The organism is Streptomyces sp. TOM-9 (assembly GCF_056858595.1).
Genome location: NZ_JBXEQB010000001.1, coordinates 6,748,380 through 6,767,478, shown reverse-complemented (window position 1 = coordinate 6,767,478; position 19,099 = coordinate 6,748,380). Strand labels below are relative to the sequence as shown.

Below are 19,099 nucleotides of genomic sequence, written 5' to 3'. Positions count from 1 at the left end.
TGTGCGGGTGAGCGCGTTCTCGTCACTGCGGGCAACGGGGCAGACTCCGCGCCGCCCCGGCGTGACCACTCCGCGCCTGCGGTTCCTGCGCACCGAGACGGCGGGCGCCGGTTTCCTGCTGGCCGCCACGGTCGCCGCCCTGGCCTGGGCCAACCTGGCGCCGGGCAACTACGAGTCGGTGTGGCACACCCATCTGTCGCTCACGCTGGGCTCACGGGGGGTGTCGCTCGACCTGCGGGAGTGGATCAACAGCGGGCTGATGACGCTGTTCTTCTTCATCGTGGGCCTGGAGGCCCGCCGGGAGTTCGACCTCGGCGAGTTCCGCGAACGGACCCGGATCACCCTGCCGACCATGGCCGGACTCGCCGGGATGCTCGTACCGCTCGCCCTCTACCTCGCCTTCACCCACGGCACCCCGCAAGCGCGCGGCTGGGGCACCGTGATCTCCACCGACACCGCGTTCGCCCTCGGGATGTACGCCCTGCTGGGCCGCAGACTCCCCGCGGCCACCCGGGCGTTCATCCTGACCGCGTCCGTCGTCGACGACTTCATCGCGCTCGCCGTCATCGCGTTCGCGTACACCAGCGGCATCTCGTGGCCCGAACTGTTCGTCGCCATCGGCCTCTTCGCCGTCGGGATCGGGGCGGCCAACTCCATCGTGCGGACCTGCGGCGAGTTCCGCGGCGCCGCCTACGCGCTGACCGGCGTGGCGGTGTGGTTCGCCCTGCTCGGCTCCGGGGTGGAACCCGGTCGTGACGGGGCTGGCGCTCGGTCTCATGGCCTGCGACCACCCGGCGCGCGGCGCCGACCTGCGCCGGGCCAGCACGCTCTACCTGCGTTTCAGGGAGCAGCCCACACCCGCACTGGAGCGCAGCGCCCGGCGGGGTCTGGCGCTGTCGGTCTCGCTCAACTCCCGCCTGCAGGAGCTGTTCCGGCCCTGGACCAGCTACCTCATCGTCCCCGCCTTCGCCCTGGCCAACGCCGGCATCACCATCGACGCACGGCAGTTGGCGGCCGCGTTCACCTCCCCCGTCACCCTCGGCATCGTCGTCGCGTACGTGGTGGGCAAACCGCTCGGGATCGTGGGCGCCTCCGCGCTGACCACCCGGCTCAGCCGCGGCCGGCTGCGCCCGGCGGTCGGCTGGGGAGCGGTGACGGCCGGCGGCACCATCTCCGGCATCGGCTTCACCATCGCCCTCCTCATCGCGGACCGCGCGTTCCAGGGCGGACGGCTCGCCGAGGCGAAGATCGGCATCCTCACCGCGGTGGTCCTCTCCTTCCTGCTCACCTGGTGCGTCACGCTCGTCCTGAACCGGCTGCCCCGGGCGGTGCGCCGGCGGGCGCTGCTCGGCAGGTCGCAGCAACTGGAGGACCTGGCCGTCCCCGTGGACCCGGAGCGCGACCACGTCCGCGGCCCGCACGACGCCCTGGTCACCGTCGTCGAGTACGGCGACTTCGAGTGCCCCTACTGCGGCGAGGCGGAGCCCGTCATCCGCGACCTGCTCGCCGACTTCGGCGACGTCCGTTACGTGTGGCGCCACCTGCCGCTCGCCGACGTGCACCCCCACGCCGTCCAGGCCGCCCGCGCCACGGAGGCCGCCGCCGAGCAGGACCGCTTCTGGGAGATGCACGACCAGATCTTCGCCCACCCCCAGGCGCTCGACTCGCGGGGACTCGAACGGCTGGCCACGGCGATCGGGCTCGACATCGAGCGCTTCCGGCGCGACGTGGAGACCCGCTCCGTCGCGGTCCGGGTCGCCGAGGACGCCGAGTCCGCGGACCTGAGCAATGTGTCGGGGACCCCGACGTTCTTCATCAACGGCCGCCGCCACTACCGCGCGTACGACATCGAGAGCCTCTCGGCCGGGGTCCGCGGCGCGCTGGAGCGCGCGAAGACGGCCCTCCACCACTGACGCCCCGCAGGCACTGTCGTACCGCGCCCGTAGGCTCCCGGTACCGCAGCACTGAACCGGGAGGGACGTCCCGTGGACGAGACGGTGGTCGCCGACCTCGAGGCCCTCGCCACCGGACTGGCGGACCCCGACGCGGACCTCGACGCCCTCCACGTACTGGACGCGCGGGTGCTCGCCGCCCGTGACGCGGCCCTCGTCCCGGCGCTGGAGGCCCACCTCGCGGCCGCGGTGGAGGCGCGGGGCTGGTACGCACGCGCCGTACTCGCCGGGATCCTCGTGCACACGGCGGGCCGCGCCTCGCTGCCCGCGCTGCTGCGCGCCCACGCCCGGGACCTCGGGGACGACCAGGACTCCCTCACGGCCCAGCTGACCCACCTCGCCGAGGAGGACCCCGCCTCCGCCCGCGCACTGCTGCTCCCCTGGACCCTCGATCCGGACCCGCAACTGCGGCGGACGGCGTTCTGGCTGCTCGGCTACGTGCGGCACGCGTCCGACGTCGAACGGCTCGCGCGGGCCGCCGGGGACCCGGACGAGGGCGTCCGCCGCGCGGTGGCGGGGGCGCTGACCGGGCATTGCGGGACCGATCCGCGGGCCGCCGACGTCCTGACCGGGCTGCTCTCCGACACATCGCCGGGCGTGCGGATCTCGGCGCTGAGCAGCCTCGGTTCCGCACGGTGCCCGCAGACCCTGCCGGCGATCCGCGGGCTCGCGGACGACCCCGACGTCAGGGTCCGTTCCTGGGTGCCCGTCGCACTCGCCCGTTTCCCCGCCCGGGACGACGCCGGTTGATCGGCCGGGCCGGAGGGCCGGGGCGGTGCACGGGGGACACGAACCTGCCGGGCACCGCCGGACCGCGCGCGCCGTGGCCCGCGGCGCACCCGGTGTTACGTTGGTCAGTGCTCCAGGGTTGTGGAAACCGCCCGCGGCACCCCGTCGGGCAGTCGTCCGGAACCGCACCCGCCCCCGCCCGGCGCTCCCCGTCACCTGGGCGGACGCGGCCCGGTGCCCTGCCGGACGGCGCGCGGCGTGGTAGGAATCGGGCAGGGGTCCGGTGGTGAGTGGAGCACACGTGATCCGGGTATTGGTGGTCGACGACGAGGCCCTGATCCGTACGGGCTTCCAGCGCATCCTCGACGCGGCGGACGACATCGAGGTCGTGGGTGCCGTGCCCGGCGGGCAGGCGATCCGTACGGCGCAGGACGCCCAGCCCGACGTCGTCCTGCTGGACATCAGGATGCCCGACGTGGACGGCCTCACCGTCCTGGCCGGGCTCCGGCGGCTGCCGCAGCCTCCGGTGGTGGCGATGCTGACGACCTTCGACATGGACGAGTACGTGACCACGGCGCTCCGCTCGGGCGCGGCCGGTTTCCTGCTGAAGGACACCGACCCCGAGGAACTGCCCTTCCTGGTGCGGACCCTGGCCGACGGCGGTGCCGTGCTGTCGTCCAAGGTCACCCGGACGGTCGTGGACGGCTACCTGGGCGCCGGCCCGCAGGAGTCGGCGGCCCGTGGCGTGGCCCGGCTGACCGAGCGCGAGCGCGCCGTCCTGCTCCTGGTCGCCGAGGGCCTGTCGAACGCGGACATCGCCGGGCGGATGCACCTGGGGACGGGCACGGTGAAGGATCATGTGAGCGCCATCCTGACCAAGCTGCAGGTGGGCAGCCGGGTGCAGGCCGCGCTGCTCGCGGAGCGCGCGGGGCTGCTCAAGCGACCGCAGGACGGTGAGGGCGGATGAGGTTCCGGCGTCCGGCGCCCGTGGTGGTGGACCTCGTCGTCGTCGCGGTCGCGCTGTTCGACATCTGGGTCAACGTCGACCCCGAGGAGCCGGTGCGCCTCGGGTGCGCCCTGGGCGGCGCCGTCGCCCTGATGCTGCGCCGGCGTCTGCCGCTGGTCACCTTCGTGCTGGCGCTGCCCGCCGTGCTGGTCTCGGACGCGGCCTTCGCCACGCTGGCCGCGCTCTACACCCTCGCCTCGCTCTCCCAGCGCCGGTGGCTGCTGGCCGGCTGCGCGCTGGCCTTCACGATCGCCGACATGGCGCCGTGGCCCGCGCCGAAGTTCGACCTGTCCGAGCCCTCGACCCTGATCACCCTGAGCTACACCGCGGCGACGGCCGCCGCACCGGTCTTCCTGGGCCAGCTCGTGCAGGCCCGGCGGGACCTGTCGCTGCGGCTCACCGAGATCTCGGAGGCCCGTGACCACGAGCGGCTGCTCACCGCGCAGACCGTACTGGCCAAGGAGCGCGCCCAGCTCGCCCGGGAGATGCACGACGTGGTCTCCCACCAGGTCAGCCTGATCGCCGTACGGGCCGGGGCGCTCCAGGTCGGCACGCAGGACGCCGAGGTCAAGGAGGCCGCGGCGACGATCCGGCGGCTGAGCGTGCAGACGCTGGACGAGCTGCGGCACATGGTGAGCGTGCTGCGCGCCGCCGGCGGCCGGCCCACGGAGCTGACCCCGCAGCCCTCCCTCGCGGACCTGGAACGGCTGGTGAGCGGCAGCGGCATCGAGGCCGAGCTGCAGCCGGACCTGCCGGACGGGCTGCCGCCGACGGTGCAGCGCGCGGTGTACCGCACCGTCCAGGAGGCGCTGACCAATGTGCGCAAGCACGCGCCCGGGGCCTCCGCACGGGTCCGGATCCACCGTCAGGGCGGCACCGTCCGGGTCACGGTCACCAACACCGCCCCCACCCGGCCCGCGCTCCCCCTGCCCAGCGCCCACTACGGCCTCGTGGGCCTGCGGCAACGCGCCGCGCTGCTCGGCGGCACCGTCACCTCGGGCCCGACGGCCGACGGCGGCTACGAGCTCAGGCTGGAACTGCCCGCCGCGGGCACCTGAAGCGGCGCCGCCCGGCCCCGCTCCGCGGCCGCCGCCTGCACCCGGCGTGCCAGGAGCTTGCCGAGCTCCCACAGGAGCAGCAGGACGACGGCGGACAGCAGGGCCCAGCCGAACTGCCGCAGGTTGATCCCGGTGGTGCCCAGGATGCGGCGGAAGCCGTCCATCTGGGTCACCAGGACGGCGAGGACGAACTCGCCCAGGGCCGCCCAGTTCATCTGCTTGCTGTCGAAGGTGGTGGTCGTGAGGACGGAGGCGGTTTCGCTGCGGCACTCGAACGCGGCCACGATCAGGCAGAGCGCGAAGGCGGTGAAGGCCATCGAGTTGCCGACGGCGGCGCTGTGGAAGTGGCTCTCCCCCACCTTGATCAGGGCCAGCAGGATGACGGTGACCGCCAGCCCGCTCAGCCCCACGGTGATCAGCACGGGCCTGGTGAGCACGGACTGCCCGCGGGGCCGGGGCGTGCGGCGCATCAGGCCGGGGCTCTCCCGGTCGAAGCCGAGGGCGAAGCCGAAGGGGGCGTTGACGACGAAGTGCACCCACAGGACCTGGGCGGGGGTGAAGGGTTCACCGGCGGCGATGTTGAGCAGGGTCGCGCCGAGGAAGGTCAGGACGAAGGTGACCAGCAGCAGGAGGACGAAGCGGATGTACTTGGTGAGGTTGTCGTAGAGCTTCCTGCCCTCCTCCACGGCGTGGATGATCGTGGCGAAGTTGTCGTCGGACAGGATCATGCGGCCGGCGTTCTTGGCGACGTCGGTGCCGCTGCCCATGGCGATGCCGATGTCCGAGGCCTTGATGGCGGGGGCGTCGTTGACGCCGTCGCCGGTCATCGCCACCACCTCGCCCTTCTTCTTGAGGGTGTCGGCGAGCAGGACCTTGTGCTCGGGGGCGACCCGTCCGACCACGCCGATGCCGTCGATGCGGGCGAGCCGTTCCTCCTCCGGCAGCGCGGCGAAGTCCGCGCCGAGCATCGCCTCGCCGGGGATGCCGAGCTGCCGCGCGATGGCGGCGCCGGTGGTGACGTCGTCGCCGGTGACCATGCGGACCCTGATGTGGGCGGCCTGGGCGTCCGCCACCGCGTCCCGTGACTCGTCGCGGGGCGGGTCGATCATGCCGACGAGGCTGGTCATCCGCAGGTCGGTGACGAGGGCGAGGAGGTCGCCGGCCGGGTCGAAGCCTGCGGGGTCCAGATCGCGGGTGGCGGCGGCCATGACGCGGCGTCCCTCGCCGCCCATCCGCTCGGTGGCCCCCTGGGCGCGCCGGCTGAGGTCGTCGTCCCAGGGGACGGTCGTACCGGCGGACAGCGCGGTCGCGGCCCGTGCCATCACGGCCGGCGCCGCGCCCTTGACGAAGCACCGTACGACCGGCCGGCCCGAGACGTCGGTGGCCGAGTGGAAGGTGGCCATCAGCTTGTAGCCGGGGTCGAACGGCAGGGTGGCCAGCCGGGGCAGCCGTTCGCGGGTGGCCTCGATGTCCAGCCCGGCCTTGTGGCCGAGGACGAGCAGCGCGCCCTCGGTGGGGTCGCCGACCACCGTGCCGTCCACCAGCTTGGCGTCGCTGGCCAGCACGTACGGCAGGATCGCGTCCTCGATGCCCGCGGAGGAGCCCGCGGCGTGGTGGATCCTGCCCTCCAGGCCGTAGCCGGTGCCGGAGACGGTGTAGCGGTCGGTGGGGCTGACCACCTCGACGGCGGTCATCTGGTTCATCGTCAGGGTGCCGGTCTTGTCGGAGTTGATGGCGGAGGTGAAGCCGAGGGTCTCGACCGAGGGCAGTTCCTTCACGATCGCGTTGCGCCGGGCGAGGTTGAGGCTGCCGACCGAGAGGATCACCTGGGTCACCGTGGGCAGCGCCTCGGGGATCGCGGCGATGGCCAGGGACACCGCGCTGACGAACAGCGCGTCCCACTCCTGGCCACGGGCACGGCCGAGGGCGAACATCACGACCATCGTGAGGCCCGCGGCCGCGGCGATCCACAGGGTGAGGTCGTCGAGCTCCTTGGTCAGCGGCGACTGCTCCTTGGCGGTGGCCGACAGCATCCCGGAGATCTTCCCGAGCTCCGTGCCCGAGCCCGTGCCGGTGACGATCAGCACGCCGCTCCCGTGGGTGACGGGGGTGTTCATGAAGGCCATGTTGGTCTGGTCGCCGGGCCCGAGGGGGGTGGCACCCGCGGGCAGGGCGCCGGTGTCCTTGACGGCGGGGACGCTCTCGCCGGTCAGCGCGGACTCGTCGATCTGCAGGGCGTTGGCCCGGACGATCCGCCCGTCGGCCGGCACCTGGTCGCCGGCGGCGATGAGCACGATGTCGCCCGCCACGACGCCCTCGGCCGGGATCTCCGACTCGGTGCCGTCGCGCCGCACCCGCGCGGTCGCCTTCATCATCGACTTCAGGGCGTTCATCGCGCTCTCGGCCTTGCCCTCCTGGCGCAGCCCGACGACCGCGTTGAGGAGTGTCAGCAGGACCAGGAGGATGCCGGTGCTCCACTGGGAGATCAGGAACGAGACCACGGCCGCGGCGACCAGGATGATCTGCATGTAGCTGCGGTACTGGTCGAGGAAGCGCCGCCACGCCGGCGGCGGTTTCTCCTCGGGCAGCGCGTTCGGGCCGTGCGCGGCCAGCAGTTCGGTCACCCGCGCCGCCGGCAGGCCGGCGTCCGGGTCGACCTCGAACGCCATGGCGACGTCCTGCGGGGACCGCGCGTACCAGCCCTCCGGTGACGCGGGCCGTTCCCCCTCCGGGTGGGGCTGCACCGTCATCGTCCTGCCTCCGATCCGGTCGCTGCGTCCGGCGGTCCGTCGGCCCCGGGGCTAGGGGCGCCGCGCGTCCTTCGTCCGCCGCCGGGCCGCGTACGGGTCGGCCGGCGCCCCTTGCGGGGCCTCGGCCTCCAACTCCCGCCGGGCGGCGAGCAGGTCGCGCCGGGCGTCCTCGCCGACCGTGGGGTACCGGGGGTCGATCTCCATCAGCGTGTGGGCGAGCACCGCCGCGGCGCAGATCCGCGCGAACCACTTCCGGTCCGCCGGGACGACGTACCAGGGGGCGTGCTTGGTGCTCGTCGCCGACAGCATCTCGGAGAAGGCCTTCTGGTACTCGTCCCAGTGGCGGCGCTCCCGCACGTCGGCGGCGGAGAACTTCCAGTTCTTCTCGGGGAGGTCGATCCGCTTCAGGAAGCGGGCGCGCTGCTCCTCCTTGGAGAGGTTGAGGAAGACCTTGACGACCTTGAAGCCGTTGTCGGTCAGGTAGCGCTCCCAGTTGTTGATCTCCCGGTAGCGGCGCTCCCAGATGCCCGCGCCCCTGGGCTGCTCCGGCAGCTTCTGCCGCTGGAGGACCTCGTGGTGCACCCGGACGACGAGGACCTCCTCGTAGTGGGAGCGGTTGAAGATCGCGATCTCGCCCCGCGTGGGCAGCCGCTGCGCGTAGCGCCACAGGTAGTCGTGGTCGAGCTCCTCCGCGGAGGGCACCTTGAAGCTGCTGACCCGCACGCCCTGCGGGTTCACCCCGCTCATGACGTGACGGATGGTGCCGTCCTTGCCCCCGGCGTCGAGTGCCTGGAGGCAGAGCAGCACCCCGTAGGTGTCCTGGGCGGCCAGCCGCGCCTGGTACTCGGCCAGCAGCGACACGCCCGTGCTGAGCAGTCCGACGCCGTCCCGCTTCTTCAGGCTGCCCTTGTACCGGGGGTCGAAGTCCCTGGCCAGGTCCACGGTGGATCCGGGCTTCACACGCAGCGGCTCGATGAACGCGGCTATGCGCCTGGCCTGAATGTCCGCCATCGCCGTCCGGCCTTTCTACGAGCGGGGATACCCGCCACGGTCCGCCGCCCCGGACGGTGCGTCAAACGGACCGGGTCCGTTCGCCTGAACGGGCGGCGCCGGCCACGGACCGGATCGGCGGCCGGTCCTGCCCGCACCTGCGCCACTCCCGCGGGCTGCAGCCGAACCGGTCGTGGAACCAGCGGGAGAACGCGCTGAGCGACGAGAAGCCCAGCAGCCGGGAGACCTCCGTGAGCGACCGGCACGGGCCGGCCACGAACTGCCGCGCCAGGTCCATGCGGGCGGCGTTGAGCAGCGAGGAGAACGTCTCACCCGAACGGGTCAGGTGCCGGTGGAGGGTGCGCCGGTCGACGCCGAGGCTGCGGGCGACCTGCTCGATCGAGCAGCGGCCGGAGGGCAGCAGCACCTCGATCAGTTCCCGCACCCGGTCCACGACGGTGGCGTCCCGGGGACCCGCGAGCACCTGCGGCTGCCCGCCCGCGTACCCGGGCGGGCGGTCGGCGGTGGCGTTGCGGGCGTCGAGGTCGTCGGCCCGCAGGAGGATGCCGTCGAACGCCCGGTCGAACTCCACGACCGGGCCGAACAGCCGCCGGCAGGTCACCGTGTCCGCCGGTGCGGGGTGGGCGAACCACACCGAGAGCGGCTGCCAGCGGGGGTGCAGCACCTCGCGCAGGGTCCGGTGGTAGGCGGCGACGGCCAGTTCCGTGGCCTGCCGGGCCTCCATCGGCACGCCGAGCCGTACGCCCACCTTGAGGGTGGCGAGTCCGTCCGTCTCGGACAGCCGGGCGTCCAGCACCTCGTTGTACACGCGCTGGTGCCGGATCAGGACGCCGAGCACACCGCGGACGTCGGGCTCCTGACGGACGACCAGGCCGATGGGGCCGAGGTCGCGGAAGCGGCGGAACTCCGCGAGGAGCAGCCCGAAGTCCTCGTGCCCGGAGGCCTCCGCCGAGAGTCCCAGCACCTGGGCCACGGCCGCGCCGGAGATCCACCGCTCCGGGAGGGCGAGCGTCGCGACGTCCAGGCCCACGCGCCTCATCAGCGTCCGCGGGTCGATGCCGAGGGAGCGGCTCAGCTCGGCGTATCCGCTGAGCGCGGCGGTACGGACCAGGGGCCGCAACGGCGCGCACCCCCTCTCCGTCCGGGAATGACGAGCCCGCCGTCACGCCGGGCCGGGCACGCGGCGGGGTCGGCAACCCAGCACGGCACCAGGTGCCCGGCCCGGCCTTCGTGGACCTCGCCGCCGGCGGGCGGGCCGGTCAGCCCGCAGGGGCCGGGAGGGCCTGCTCGGTCCAGATCGTCTTGCCGTCCTCCGCGTACCGCGTGCCCCACAGGTCGGCGAGCTGGGCGACGATGAACAGCCCGCGGCCGCCCTCGTCCACGGTGCGCGCGTGCAGCAGGTGCGGGGCGGCGGGGCTGGTGTCCCGGACCTCGCAGGTCAGCATCCGGTCGTTGATGAGGCGCAACCGCATCGGGGGGCTCCCGTAGCGGATGGCGTTGGTGACCAGTTCGCTGACGATCAGCTCGGCGTTGAACACGGTGTCCTCGTCCGCTCCCCACTCGGCGAGCCGGTCGCGGACCAGGGCCCGCGCGGTGGCGACCGCAGTGCGGTCGTCCGCGAGCGGCCAGGCGGCGACGCGGTCCTGCGGGAAGGGGCGTGTGCGGGCCAGCAGGAGCATCGGCACACCCCGGTCGACGCCCCCGGGAAGCGTGTACATGATCTCGTCGCAGAGGTCCTGGAGCGGACGGTCCCACCCCGGCCGGCCGCCCTTGAGCGGTGTGGAACCGCCCGCCAGGTGCAGGGACAGCACCGGCGAGCTGGTGAAGGCCAGGACACTGCCCTCCGGGATGTCGAGCTCGGCGGCGGCGAAGGGCGTCCCCCCTGCGGTGCCCAGCCGCGGCCCGTCCGGGATCTCCGGGATCTGCGCACTGCCGTCCGGCGCTACGATCACCGGCGCGAGATGACCGGCGCGGGCCATCGTGCATCGGCGGGTCAGCGGGTCGTACACGGCGTACATGCAGGCGGCGGTGAGGGCCTCCCGGTGCAGCGGGTCGGCGGGCGGCAGTGAGGCGCGCTCGGCCGCCAGGTGCGTCGTGATGTCGTTGAGCCGGGCCAGCAGTTCGTCGGGCCCCAGGTCGAACGCGCTCAGCGAGCGGATGACGGTACGCAACTGGCCCATGCCGGCGGTGGCGTGGATGCCCTGTCCCGCCACGTCCCCGACGACCAGCGCGGTGCGGGCGCTGGACAGCGGGATCGTGTCGTACCAGGACCCCGCCGCGCTCTCCCTCGCCGCCGACAGGTAGGCGGTCTCCAGCGCGGTGTGCGACACGGGGCGACGGGGCAGCAGCTGCCGCCGCACCGTGGCGGCGACGCTGTGCTCCCGGGTGTAGCGGCGGGCGTTGTCGATGCACAGGGCGGTGTGGTCGGCCAGCTGCAGCGCGATCTCGACGTCGTCCTCCGTGAAGGGCTCCAGCCGTTCCGTGCGGTAGAGGCTGATCAGCCCGAGTACCGCCCCGCGCAGTGTCAGCGGCACCGTGAGCAGCGTCTGCGTCCCCGAGGCACGGATCGCCTCGGCGCGGGCGGGGTCGGTGGCGAGCCACGGCAGCCCGGCGTGCAGCCGCACCACGCGGGGACGCAGGTCGGACAGCGCCTGGGTGTACGGGGTCGGGTCGGGCAGGCTCCGCACGTCGCCCACCGGGTACGCCTGGGGCTGCCCGAGGCCGGCGCTGCTCCCGAACGCGGCCCGCCGCAGCGGGGTCCCCAGGGGGAGCGGCGACAGCGGTGGGTCGTCGCCGCGGACCACGTCGTCGACGACCTCCACCACGACGACGTCGGCGAAGGCGGGCACCACGGCGCCGACGAGTTCCTCGCAGGTCACCACCACGTCCAGGGTGCGGCCCACGCGATCGCGCACCGCGTTGAGGACGCGCATCCGGGCACGCCCCTTCTCCCGCTCGGTCACGTCGACCACGGCGAGCGCGACGCCCAGGACCGTCCCGTCCGGGTCCTCCAGCCGGAAGACGGAGACCGAGTAGGAGTGCGCCTCGCCGTCCCCGGTCAGCGGGTACGTCCGCACGAGGTCCTCGATCAGCGGGACGCCGGTCTCCAGCACCTGGCGCAGGCGCATCTCCACGTCGTCGGGCGATACGACGGGATAGGCGTCGCGGAAGTACCGCCCGAGGAGGTCCTCCGAGCGCACCCCGCGCATGGCAGGGGTGCCCATGTTGACGCGGACCACCCGCAGGTCCGGGTCGAGGACGTGCAGGCCGACCGGCGACTGGGTGAACAGGGCACGCAGGATCGCCGCCTCCGCGTCACCCATGGGAGCGGGCGGGCTGCCGTGCGCCACTGGAACCACCTCCGTCGGCGCCCGCCCGGTGGACACCGGACGGGCCCCGCCTACGGCCGTCCTCCCAGCTTCCGCGCGAACCACCGCAACCGGCGACCCGGGCGGCCCGGATGCCTGACACCGCCCGGACACGCCGCCCCGCCCGCCTCAGGACTCGGACAGCGGCTGCTCCGCCCAGATGGTCTTCCCGCCCGCGGTGTAGCGGCTGCCCCAGCGGCTGGAGAGCTGGGCGATGAGGAACAGCCCGCGGCCGCCCTCGTCGGACAGCCGGGCCCGGCGCAGCCGGGGCTGGGTCTGGCTCGGGTCGGACACCTCGCAGACCAGGGTGTCGTCGCGGATCAGGCGCAGCCCGACGGGGTCGCCGCCGTAGCGGATCGCGTTGGTGACCAGCTCACTGGTGATGAGTTCGGTCGTGAACGCCAGGTGCTTGAGGTCCCACAGCTGCAGCTGGCTCTCCACCGCGGTCCTGGCCCGCGCCACGACGGCGGGATCGGCGGGGAACTCCCAGGTGGCGACGGAGCCGGGTGGCAGGGGGCGCATGCGGGCGACGAGCAGCGTGACGTCGTCGCCGGGCGGTTCGGCGAGGAGTTCGTCGAGGATCGCGCGGCCGGTCTGGGTGGGGGTGCGGGTCCCGCCGGGGTCCGTGGCGAGCACCGAGCACAGACGTGCGAGCCGCTCCTGCGCGGAGCCGTCGGGGTGGGACAGGAGCGGTTCGTTGAAGAACGCGAGCACGCTGCCCGGGGGGACCTCGAAGCCGACCGGCTCGAAGGGCAGGCTGTCCACGCCCAACGCCGGACCGGGCTTGAGGCCGATCACCCGGGCGGGGGCGCCCGGCGCGGCGTACACCGGCGCGGGATGCCCGGCGCTCGCCATCTCGCAGCGGCCCTCGACGGGGTCGTAGACGCAGTACAGGCAGGTGGCGCCGACCGCGCTGCCGCCCGCCGTGCCGTCCTGGTCCTCGCCGTGCGGCGGGGCGACGTCGCCGAGCCTGACGACGAGGTCGTCCATGTGGGCCAGGAGTTCACCGGGCGGCAGGTCGAGGTCGGCCAGGGTCTGCACCGCCGTGCGGAGCCTGCCCATGGTGGCCGCCGCGTTCAGACCGTGGCCGGTGACGTCCCCGCTGACCAGCGCCAGCCGGCTGGAGGACAGCGGGATCACGTCGAACCAGGCGCCGCCGACCGCCTCCGTCGTGCCCGCCGGTACGTAGCTGCCGGCGGTCAGCACCCCGGTGGTCTCGGTGATCGACGGCGGGAGCAGGCTGCGCTGGAGCGCCTCGACGGTACGGTGCTCGCGCGTGTAGCGGCGGGCGTTGTCCAGGCCCAGGGAGGCCCGCGAGGCGAGCTCCTCCGCGAGGCCGGCGTCGCCCAGGCCGTACGGCGGGAGGGCGGCGGTCCGCCACATCACCAGGACGCCGAGCACGAGGCCGCGGGCGATCAGCGGCACGCTCAGGAAGGACGCCGCCGTGTCGGGCAGCAGCAGCCGGCTGCGTTCGAGGTCCCCGGCCAGGCCCTCGCGCCAGGAGGTCAGGTCCGACCTGAAGACGGCGGCGCCACCGCGCAGGTGGTCGCTCTCCAGGCTGCGCAGGCGGAAGCCGGCGCCCCGGGGGTGGATCTCGGGGGGCCACGATCCGTCGGAGGAGGCCACCGCGACCCTGCGGAAGGGGGCACCGAGCCGGAACTCGCCGGGCTCCTGGCCGATCAGCACGGTGTGGGTGAGGTCCACCGCGGCCAGGTCGGCGAAACGGTGGGAGACGAGCACGTCCACGAGTTCCTGGGCGACCTTGGCGACGTCCAGGCTGCGGCCGATGCCCTCCGCGGCGGCGTGCATCAACTCCATGCGCTGGCGGGCGGCGTACTCCTGGGTGACGTCGGTGAAGATGACGGCGACCCCGACGGGGCGGTCGTTCGCGCCGTGCAGGCGGAAGGCGGAGAAGGACGCCACCCTTTTGACGTCCGGTGTCCCCTGGCGCCGGGCGCTGTGCACCCAGTCGATCAGCGGCTCCCCGGTCTCGGCCACGTGCCTCAGCTGCTCCCGGAGGGCCGCCGCGTCCTTGGGGAGCAGCACGTCCTCGACGGTCCAGTCCGTCGGATCCACGCGGACGCCGGCTTGCGGCGGGAGGTCGATGCCGGAGACGAGGTTGAACCGGGTGGTCTCCAGCGCCATGTCGTGGATCGCGAGGCCGACGTGCCGCTGCTGGAAGAGGGCCCTGAGCAGTGCCTCGTCCTCCTTGCGGCGTTCGGCCACCGCGCGGGGTGTGACGGTCACGACCATCCCCCCGGCCGGCCCGCCGCCCGCGGCCGTCGGCTGCACCCGCAGCCGCACCGGGACCGTGGTGCCGTCGCTGTGCCGCAGCTCGGCGTCGTCCTCCGCTTCGGCGGCGCCCGCCGCGGGGAGGAGTCGTGCCCACACCTCCGGGGCCGTCAGGAGTTCGGCGACCGGGCGTCCGCACACCGCCCCGGGGGGCCGTCCGGTCAGCTCGTGCACCGATCCGGTGCACATGAGGACGTCGCCGTGCCCGTCGACGACGAACAGGGCGCCGCTGCCGTCACGCGGCGAGCCGAGGTTGTCCAGGTCGGTGTGTGTAGTCACCCGGTCGTCCGATGTCGTGGTTCCCCCTCCCATTCAAACCCCCGGGAGCCCGCACGCGCATCGCCACCGGGCCCGGTCGGGCGCCGTCGCCGCCGACGGCTCAGGGCGCGGGGCGGCCGGTGACGTCGACCCGGCCGAACGCCGCGCCGGCGCCCCTCAGGGAGACTTCGCCGGGGGCGAGGCGGTCCACTCCCGGGACGCCGCCGTCCGGGCTGCCCGACAGAAGGGCGGCCAGCTCGGCGGTGGTGACGGGGGTCCCGGGCAGCACGCCGGGCGGGGCGGCGGACGCGGTGACCGTCCACGCGGCGGGCCCGGCGAACACCGACTCCTCCACCCCGCGCAGCCATCTCACCAGGGCACGGCGCGACGAGGACGCGGCCCGCTGGTGCACGACCACCCCGAGCAGCGGCCCGGCCCACCGCGCGAGCCGCTCCGGGGGCCCGGAGGCCGTCACCTCGGGGCCGAAGGGCCGGCCGACCATGAGCAACGGCGTCCCGTGCTCGATCTTCCGCACCTCCGCGCGGAGGTTGCCGTACGGCAGGACGGCCCGGGCGGCACGGCCGGTGAGCGCGGAGAGCGCCGGCCGCGCCCCCCAGGCCGCGTCCAGTTCGCCGAGCCACCGGGCCAGTTCGCCGGCCGTGGTGACGGGCCTGCGTTCGAGGACGGCCGGGTGCAGGAGAAGCCCGGACTCGTGTGCGAGGGTGTCCGGCCGCGTGCGGACGAGCACCCGGTCGTCCGCGGGGCGCAGCCCGGAACCGGCCGGACGCCCGTCGCGTGCCTCCAGGCCGATCAGGACGTCGCCGGCGCGGTGGTACAGGGTGACGGCGAGCGGCTCGGGCAGCGGATGGGCCGACGCCTCCCGGCGCGGGACCGGTACGGGGAGCAGCGGCGACAACTGGGTCAGCCATGCGGCGAGCGCGGCCGGATCGGCGACCGGGGCCGTGAGGCGTACGGTGCCCGCGCGCTCGCCCGACGGCACGATGCGCAGGGCGTCCGCGCCGGCGCGGTCCTCGACGCGGAGCTCGACCGAGGTCTCCCCCTGCCGGGCACCGCGGTGCGTGGTGGCGCGCAGCGCGTCGGCGCCCTCGGCGGTGAGGAACCGGGCGAGGGCGCCGGTGTCACCGGCCCGGTGGATCACGCTCCCGTAGTCGGGGAAAACCGGACCGCTCCACACGTCGTACCCGGCGACCGTGTCCCCGAGCAGCTTCCGCCGCACACCGTCGAGCCAGTCGGCCAGTTCCCCGGAACCGGCCCGCCACAGCAGTGGATCGTCCACCGTGCCCCCTCCCCCGTGCTTTCCGGCACATTAAGTCCGGGGGGTGCCAGAGCCGTCAACTCCCGGCGGCGGATGACCCGTACTGGGGGGCGCGTGGTCGCACGCCAGGGTGCTCCCTGCGCACTTCTGTGTGCAGAGCGCTTACGGAGGCCTACTGTGCGCACATGTCAGCAACCCCGCTAGAACGCGCCGAGCATTTCGTGTGGCTGACCGCACGCGTGCTCGAGCAGCGCAGGTTCGCGTACCACTTCCGGAACGGCCCGGCGGACGCGGTGGAGACCGCGCTGACCGCCTACCGCAACGGCGACGACGGCTACGGCCACGCCCTCGAGCCCGATCTGCGCGGCACGGTAAGCCAGCCGCTGCACGTGGCCCACGCGCTGCGCGTGCTCGACGAGATCGGCAGGTGCGCCGGCCAGCGCGCCGAGCGGATCTGCCGCTACGTGACGGCCGTGTCGACCCAGGAGGGCGCGCTGCCCGCGCTCCACCCCTCGCTGCGCGGCTTCCCGGTCGCCCCCTGGCTGCCCCTGGTGGACAGCCCGCCGGGCGACCTGCTGGCCACCGGGCCGGTGGTGGGCACGCTGCACCGCAACGAGGTCTGGCACGCCTGGCTGTTCCGGGCCACGGACTTCTGCTGGGAGGCGATCGAGACCCTCGACAAGACCCACCCCGGCGAGGTCGTGGCCGCGATGGCGTTCCTGGACCACGCGCCCGACCGGGCGCGGGCCCGGGCGGCGGCGGCGCGGCTGGGACGGATCGTGCGCGAGCAGCGGCTCGTCGTACTGGACCCCGGGCGGCACCCGGAGGCCGCGCCGCCGCCGGGATCCCCGGACGGCGAACACCGTTTCGCGTACGACTACGCGCGCACGCCGGACTCCCCGGCGCGGGAGTGGTTCACGGACGCGGAGATGGACCGCGCGCTGGACTTCCTGGCGGCCGGCCAGCAGGACGACGGCGGCTGGCCCGCGCGCCGGGCCGCGTGGGCCCCCGGGACGCTGCTGGAGTGGCGGCCGCTGGTCACCCTCGACGCGCTGCTCACCCTGCGGGCGTACGGACGCCTCGCCTGAGGACGGCTCACCCGGCGGCGTCGCGCAGCAGCAGCGCGGCCAGCGCCAGGGCCGTGCCGTGCGGCGCGGCGAGGTCGAGCCCGGTGAGTTCGCAGATCCGGGCCAGCCGGTTGTCGACGGTGTTGGGGTGCAGCCCCAACTGCCGCGCGGTGCTGCGGCGTTCCTGCCGGCTGCCCAGGTAGGTCCGCAGCGTCTCGACCAGGTCCTGGCGGCCCGCGATCGGGTCGAGCAGGGCCGCTATGCGGTCGCTGCTCTCGTCGCGCCGTGACAGGTGGTACTCCAGCAGCACGTCGTCGAGCCGGTGCAGCCCCGGCGGCAGCCCTCCGGCGCGCGCCACCCTCAGCACCTCCGTCGCCGTGCGGGCGGCACCGGGGATGTCCTCCGGCCTTGCGGCCGTGACGGCGGCCAGCCGCACGTCCGCGGAGCAGGCGCGGCGCAGCGGTGCGAGCAGCGCGTCGTCGCCGCCCGGCAGCACCGGGTGGCCGGGGACGACGGCGTGGCCGCCGGTGTCGTCGAGCAGGGCCGGCACCTCGGTGCCGAAAGCACGGTCCAGCGCGGCCTGGGCCCGGCGCGGCCTGCGGTGCGCGGCCGCCGGGGGGCGGCCGGCGGCGTCCTCTGGCGGGAAGTGGAGGGCGAGCACGAGGGCGCCGCCCGCCAGGCCCAGCCGCCCGGCGGGGAACCGTTCCGGCGGCAGGGAGCCGTCCAGCAGCGCCCGCACCAGGGCGCGGCGCTCCTCACGGCGTTCGGCGGCGAGCGTGCTCTGCTCGTCCAGGTACGTCTCGGAGACGGCGCCGACGATGCCCTCCTGGATGCCGATGAGGACGTCGGCGAGTTCGGCGAGCGCGGCCTCCTCGCCCGGCCGCGCCACCTCCCGCAGCGCCCGCCACAGCACGGCGGTGCCGCGCAGATGGCCGCGTAGCACCAGGTGCAGGGGCAGCCCCTCCTCGGCCCGCTGGGCGGCGCGTTCCCTGAAGCGGTCGAAGTCGCCCCGCTCCGGCCGCTCGGCGGGAGTGCCGTGGACGACCCGGCGCAGGAAGAGCCGCAGGCCGTGGCGCGCGGTGGCGGCGAGCTCCCCGTCCTTGACGTCCGCGGGCAGTTCGGCATAGCCGGGGAGGTCGGCGAAGGCGCGCGTCGTCATGGAGCGGGCGATCTCGTTCACCCTGTGCTCGCAGCGCGCCGCGAGGGCGCGGGCCGCGTCGGAGAGGACCGGCAGGGAGTCGACCGCCATCGTCCCACCCTCACTTGCGCATCCGTTGTGACGGGTCACACTAACCCGTCACCCGGTGACGGCCCGCAGCGCTCCGGTCACCACCACCGCGACGGCGACGACCACGAGGAAGGGGGCGCGCAGCAGGAGGGCGACGCCGGCCGCCGCCAGACCCGCGGCGCGCGCGTCGAGCACCAGGCCGCGCCCGTCCCCGAAGGTCTGCAGTGCGGTGAGGGCCGCCAGCAGGGCGATGGGCAGCAGCGCGGCCAGCCGCCGCACGACGGGGCGTTCCAGGAAGCCCGCGGGAACGGACAGGCCCAGCAGTTTCACGGCGTAGCAGCCGAAGGCGGTGACGCCCACGGCGATCCACGTGCTCAACGGTCGGCCTCCTTGTGGCGGGTCACGGCCAGGACGAGCGGTGCGGCCAGCGCCGCGACCAGGACGGGCACCCCGGCGGGGAGCAGTGGCAGGCACACCAGGGCGAGCGGCACGGCGACCGCCGCCGTGGCCCGCTCGCGGCGGTCCCGCAGCATGGGTGCGAGCAGCGCGAGGAAGACCGCCGGACCGGCCGCGTCCAGGCCCCAGTCGGCCGGGTCGCCGAGCGCGGCGGCGCCGAACGCGCCCAGGAACGTGGTCAGGTTCCACAGCGCGTAGAGGGTGGCGCCGGTGACCGTGAAACCCAGCCGGGCGCTCGCCCGGTCGGGCTGCGCCAGGGCGACGGCGGACGTCTCGTCGATCACCCACTGCGCCGCGAAGGGGCGCAGTGCGCGCGGGACGCGCAGCAGTTCGGACAGCCGCAGCCCGTAGAAGGCGTTGCGCACCCCGAGGAAGAACGCCCCGGCGGCGGCCGCCAAGGGAGCGCCGCCCGCGCCCAGGGCGCCGACGAGCGCGAACTGCGAGGCGCCGGTGAACACCAGCAGGCTGAGCGCGCAGGTCTGCAACAGGCTCAGCCCGGCCCCGGCCGAGGTCACTCCGAAGGCGAAGCCGGACAGGCCGACGGCGACGCCCACTCCCAGGGCGTCACGGACCACCTCGGAACGCGGCTTCACGGACGACGGTGGGTGCTGCCGGCGCCGGCCGGCTTCCAAGGGTGCTGCGGTCACC

Annotated in this window: 13 protein-coding genes and 1 pseudogene; 5 read left to right on the top strand and 9 right to left on the bottom strand. The window is 74.4% G+C overall.

Annotation, left to right across the window (positions count from 1 at the left end):
* Window positions 1-61 precede the first annotated feature (61 nt).
* From AC1VWI_RS31550 to AC1VWI_RS31535, 4 genes and pseudogenes are all read left to right on the top strand, one after another.
* Window positions 62-1,913: pseudogene (locus AC1VWI_RS31550) on the top strand (Na+/H+ antiporter NhaA).
* Between the two features lie 72 nt (window positions 1,914-1,985).
* Window positions 1,986-2,702 carry a HEAT repeat domain-containing protein gene (locus AC1VWI_RS31545; RefSeq protein ID WP_499514379.1) on the top strand — a complete coding sequence of 239 codons (717 nt, stop codon included), beginning with the start codon at window positions 1,986-1,988 and terminating at the stop codon, window positions 2,700-2,702.
* Window positions 2,703-2,982: 280 nt separating this feature from the next.
* Complete coding sequence (locus AC1VWI_RS31540) at window positions 2,983-3,648, top strand: response regulator (protein WP_499514378.1); 666 nt, start codon at window positions 2,983-2,985, stop codon at window positions 3,646-3,648.
* Window positions 3,645-4,745 carry a sensor histidine kinase gene (locus tag AC1VWI_RS31535; protein WP_499514377.1) on the top strand — a complete coding sequence of 367 codons (1,101 nt, stop codon included), beginning with the start codon at window positions 3,645-3,647 and terminating at the stop codon, window positions 4,743-4,745. Before AC1VWI_RS31540 ends, AC1VWI_RS31535 begins: the two co-directional genes overlap by 4 nt.
* Here AC1VWI_RS31535 and AC1VWI_RS31530 read toward each other — a convergent pair.
* The 6 genes from AC1VWI_RS31530 to AC1VWI_RS31505 form a co-directional block, all read right to left on the bottom strand.
* Window positions 4,706-7,495 carry a cation-translocating P-type ATPase gene (locus AC1VWI_RS31530; RefSeq protein ID WP_499514376.1) on the bottom strand — a complete coding sequence of 930 codons (2,790 nt, stop codon included), beginning with the start codon at window positions 7,493-7,495 and terminating at the stop codon, window positions 4,706-4,708. The two genes, AC1VWI_RS31535 and AC1VWI_RS31530, sit on opposite strands and share 40 nt — an antisense overlap.
* A 51-nt stretch (window positions 7,496-7,546) precedes the next feature.
* Complete coding sequence (locus tag AC1VWI_RS31525) at window positions 7,547-8,506, bottom strand: polyphosphate kinase 2 family protein (RefSeq protein ID WP_499514375.1); 960 nt, start codon at window positions 8,504-8,506, stop codon at window positions 7,547-7,549.
* 61 nt (window positions 8,507-8,567) lie between these two features.
* Window positions 8,568-9,626 (bottom strand): AraC family transcriptional regulator, encoded by a 1,059-nt coding sequence (locus tag AC1VWI_RS31520; RefSeq protein ID WP_499514374.1) that lies wholly within the window; start codon window positions 9,624-9,626, stop codon window positions 8,568-8,570.
* A 139-nt stretch (window positions 9,627-9,765) separates the two neighbouring features.
* Entirely contained in the window at window positions 9,766-11,856 is a 2,091-nt protein-coding gene (locus AC1VWI_RS31515) for a SpoIIE family protein phosphatase (protein WP_499514373.1), read from the bottom strand.
* Between the two features lie 147 nt (window positions 11,857-12,003).
* On the bottom strand, window positions 12,004-14,445 hold the full coding sequence (locus AC1VWI_RS31510) for an ATP-binding SpoIIE family protein phosphatase (RefSeq protein WP_499514372.1): 2,442 nt from the start codon (window positions 14,443-14,445) through the stop codon (window positions 12,004-12,006).
* Between the two features lie 100 nt (window positions 14,446-14,545).
* Window positions 14,546-15,721 (bottom strand): hypothetical protein, encoded by a 1,176-nt coding sequence (locus AC1VWI_RS31505; RefSeq protein ID WP_499514371.1) that lies wholly within the window; start codon window positions 15,719-15,721, stop codon window positions 14,546-14,548.
* Between the two features lie 164 nt (window positions 15,722-15,885).
* On the opposite strand from AC1VWI_RS31505, the gene AC1VWI_RS31500 reads away from it, so the two are divergent.
* Window positions 15,886-16,788, top strand: coding sequence for a hypothetical protein (locus tag AC1VWI_RS31500; RefSeq protein ID WP_499514370.1), 903 nt, complete (start codon window positions 15,886-15,888; stop codon window positions 16,786-16,788).
* 7 nt (window positions 16,789-16,795) lie between these two features.
* Here AC1VWI_RS31500 and AC1VWI_RS31495 read toward each other — a convergent pair whose 3' ends face one another.
* The 3 genes from AC1VWI_RS31495 to AC1VWI_RS31485 are packed head-to-tail and all read right to left on the bottom strand — an operon-like array spanning window position 16,796 to window position 19,098.
* Complete coding sequence (locus AC1VWI_RS31495) at window positions 16,796-18,016, bottom strand: PucR family transcriptional regulator (protein ID WP_499514369.1); 1,221 nt, start codon at window positions 18,014-18,016, stop codon at window positions 16,796-16,798.
* 48 nt (window positions 18,017-18,064) lie between these two features.
* Window positions 18,065-18,373: an AzlD domain-containing protein gene (locus AC1VWI_RS31490; protein ID WP_499514368.1), complete on the bottom strand. Its 309-nt coding sequence runs from the start codon at window positions 18,371-18,373 to the stop codon at window positions 18,065-18,067.
* Window positions 18,370-19,098 carry an AzlC family ABC transporter permease gene (locus tag AC1VWI_RS31485; protein WP_499514367.1) on the bottom strand — a complete coding sequence of 243 codons (729 nt, stop codon included), beginning with the start codon at window positions 19,096-19,098 and terminating at the stop codon, window positions 18,370-18,372. The genes AC1VWI_RS31490 and AC1VWI_RS31485 overlap by 4 nt, the downstream gene beginning before the upstream one ends.
* Between the last annotated feature and the right edge of the window lies 1 nt (window position 19,099).

What these genes read in the sequence shown, in the direction of transcription:
- AC1VWI_RS31530 (WP_499514376.1), bottom strand. Translation starts at nt 7,495, where the DNA reads ATGACGGTGCAGCCCCACCCGGAGGGGGAACGGCCCGCGTCACCGGAG.
- AC1VWI_RS31525 (WP_499514375.1), bottom strand. Translation starts at nt 8,506, where the DNA reads ATGGCGGACATTCAGGCCAGGCGCATAGCCGCGTTCATCGAGCCGCTG.
- AC1VWI_RS31500 (WP_499514370.1), top strand. Translation starts at nt 15,886, where the DNA reads ATGTCAGCAACCCCGCTAGAACGCGCCGAGCATTTCGTGTGGCTGACC.
- AC1VWI_RS31535 (WP_499514377.1), top strand. Translation starts at nt 3,645, where the DNA reads ATGAGGTTCCGGCGTCCGGCGCCCGTGGTGGTGGACCTCGTCGTCGTC.
- AC1VWI_RS31495 (WP_499514369.1), bottom strand. Translation starts at nt 18,016, where the DNA reads ATGGCGGTCGACTCCCTGCCGGTCCTCTCCGACGCGGCCCGCGCCCTC.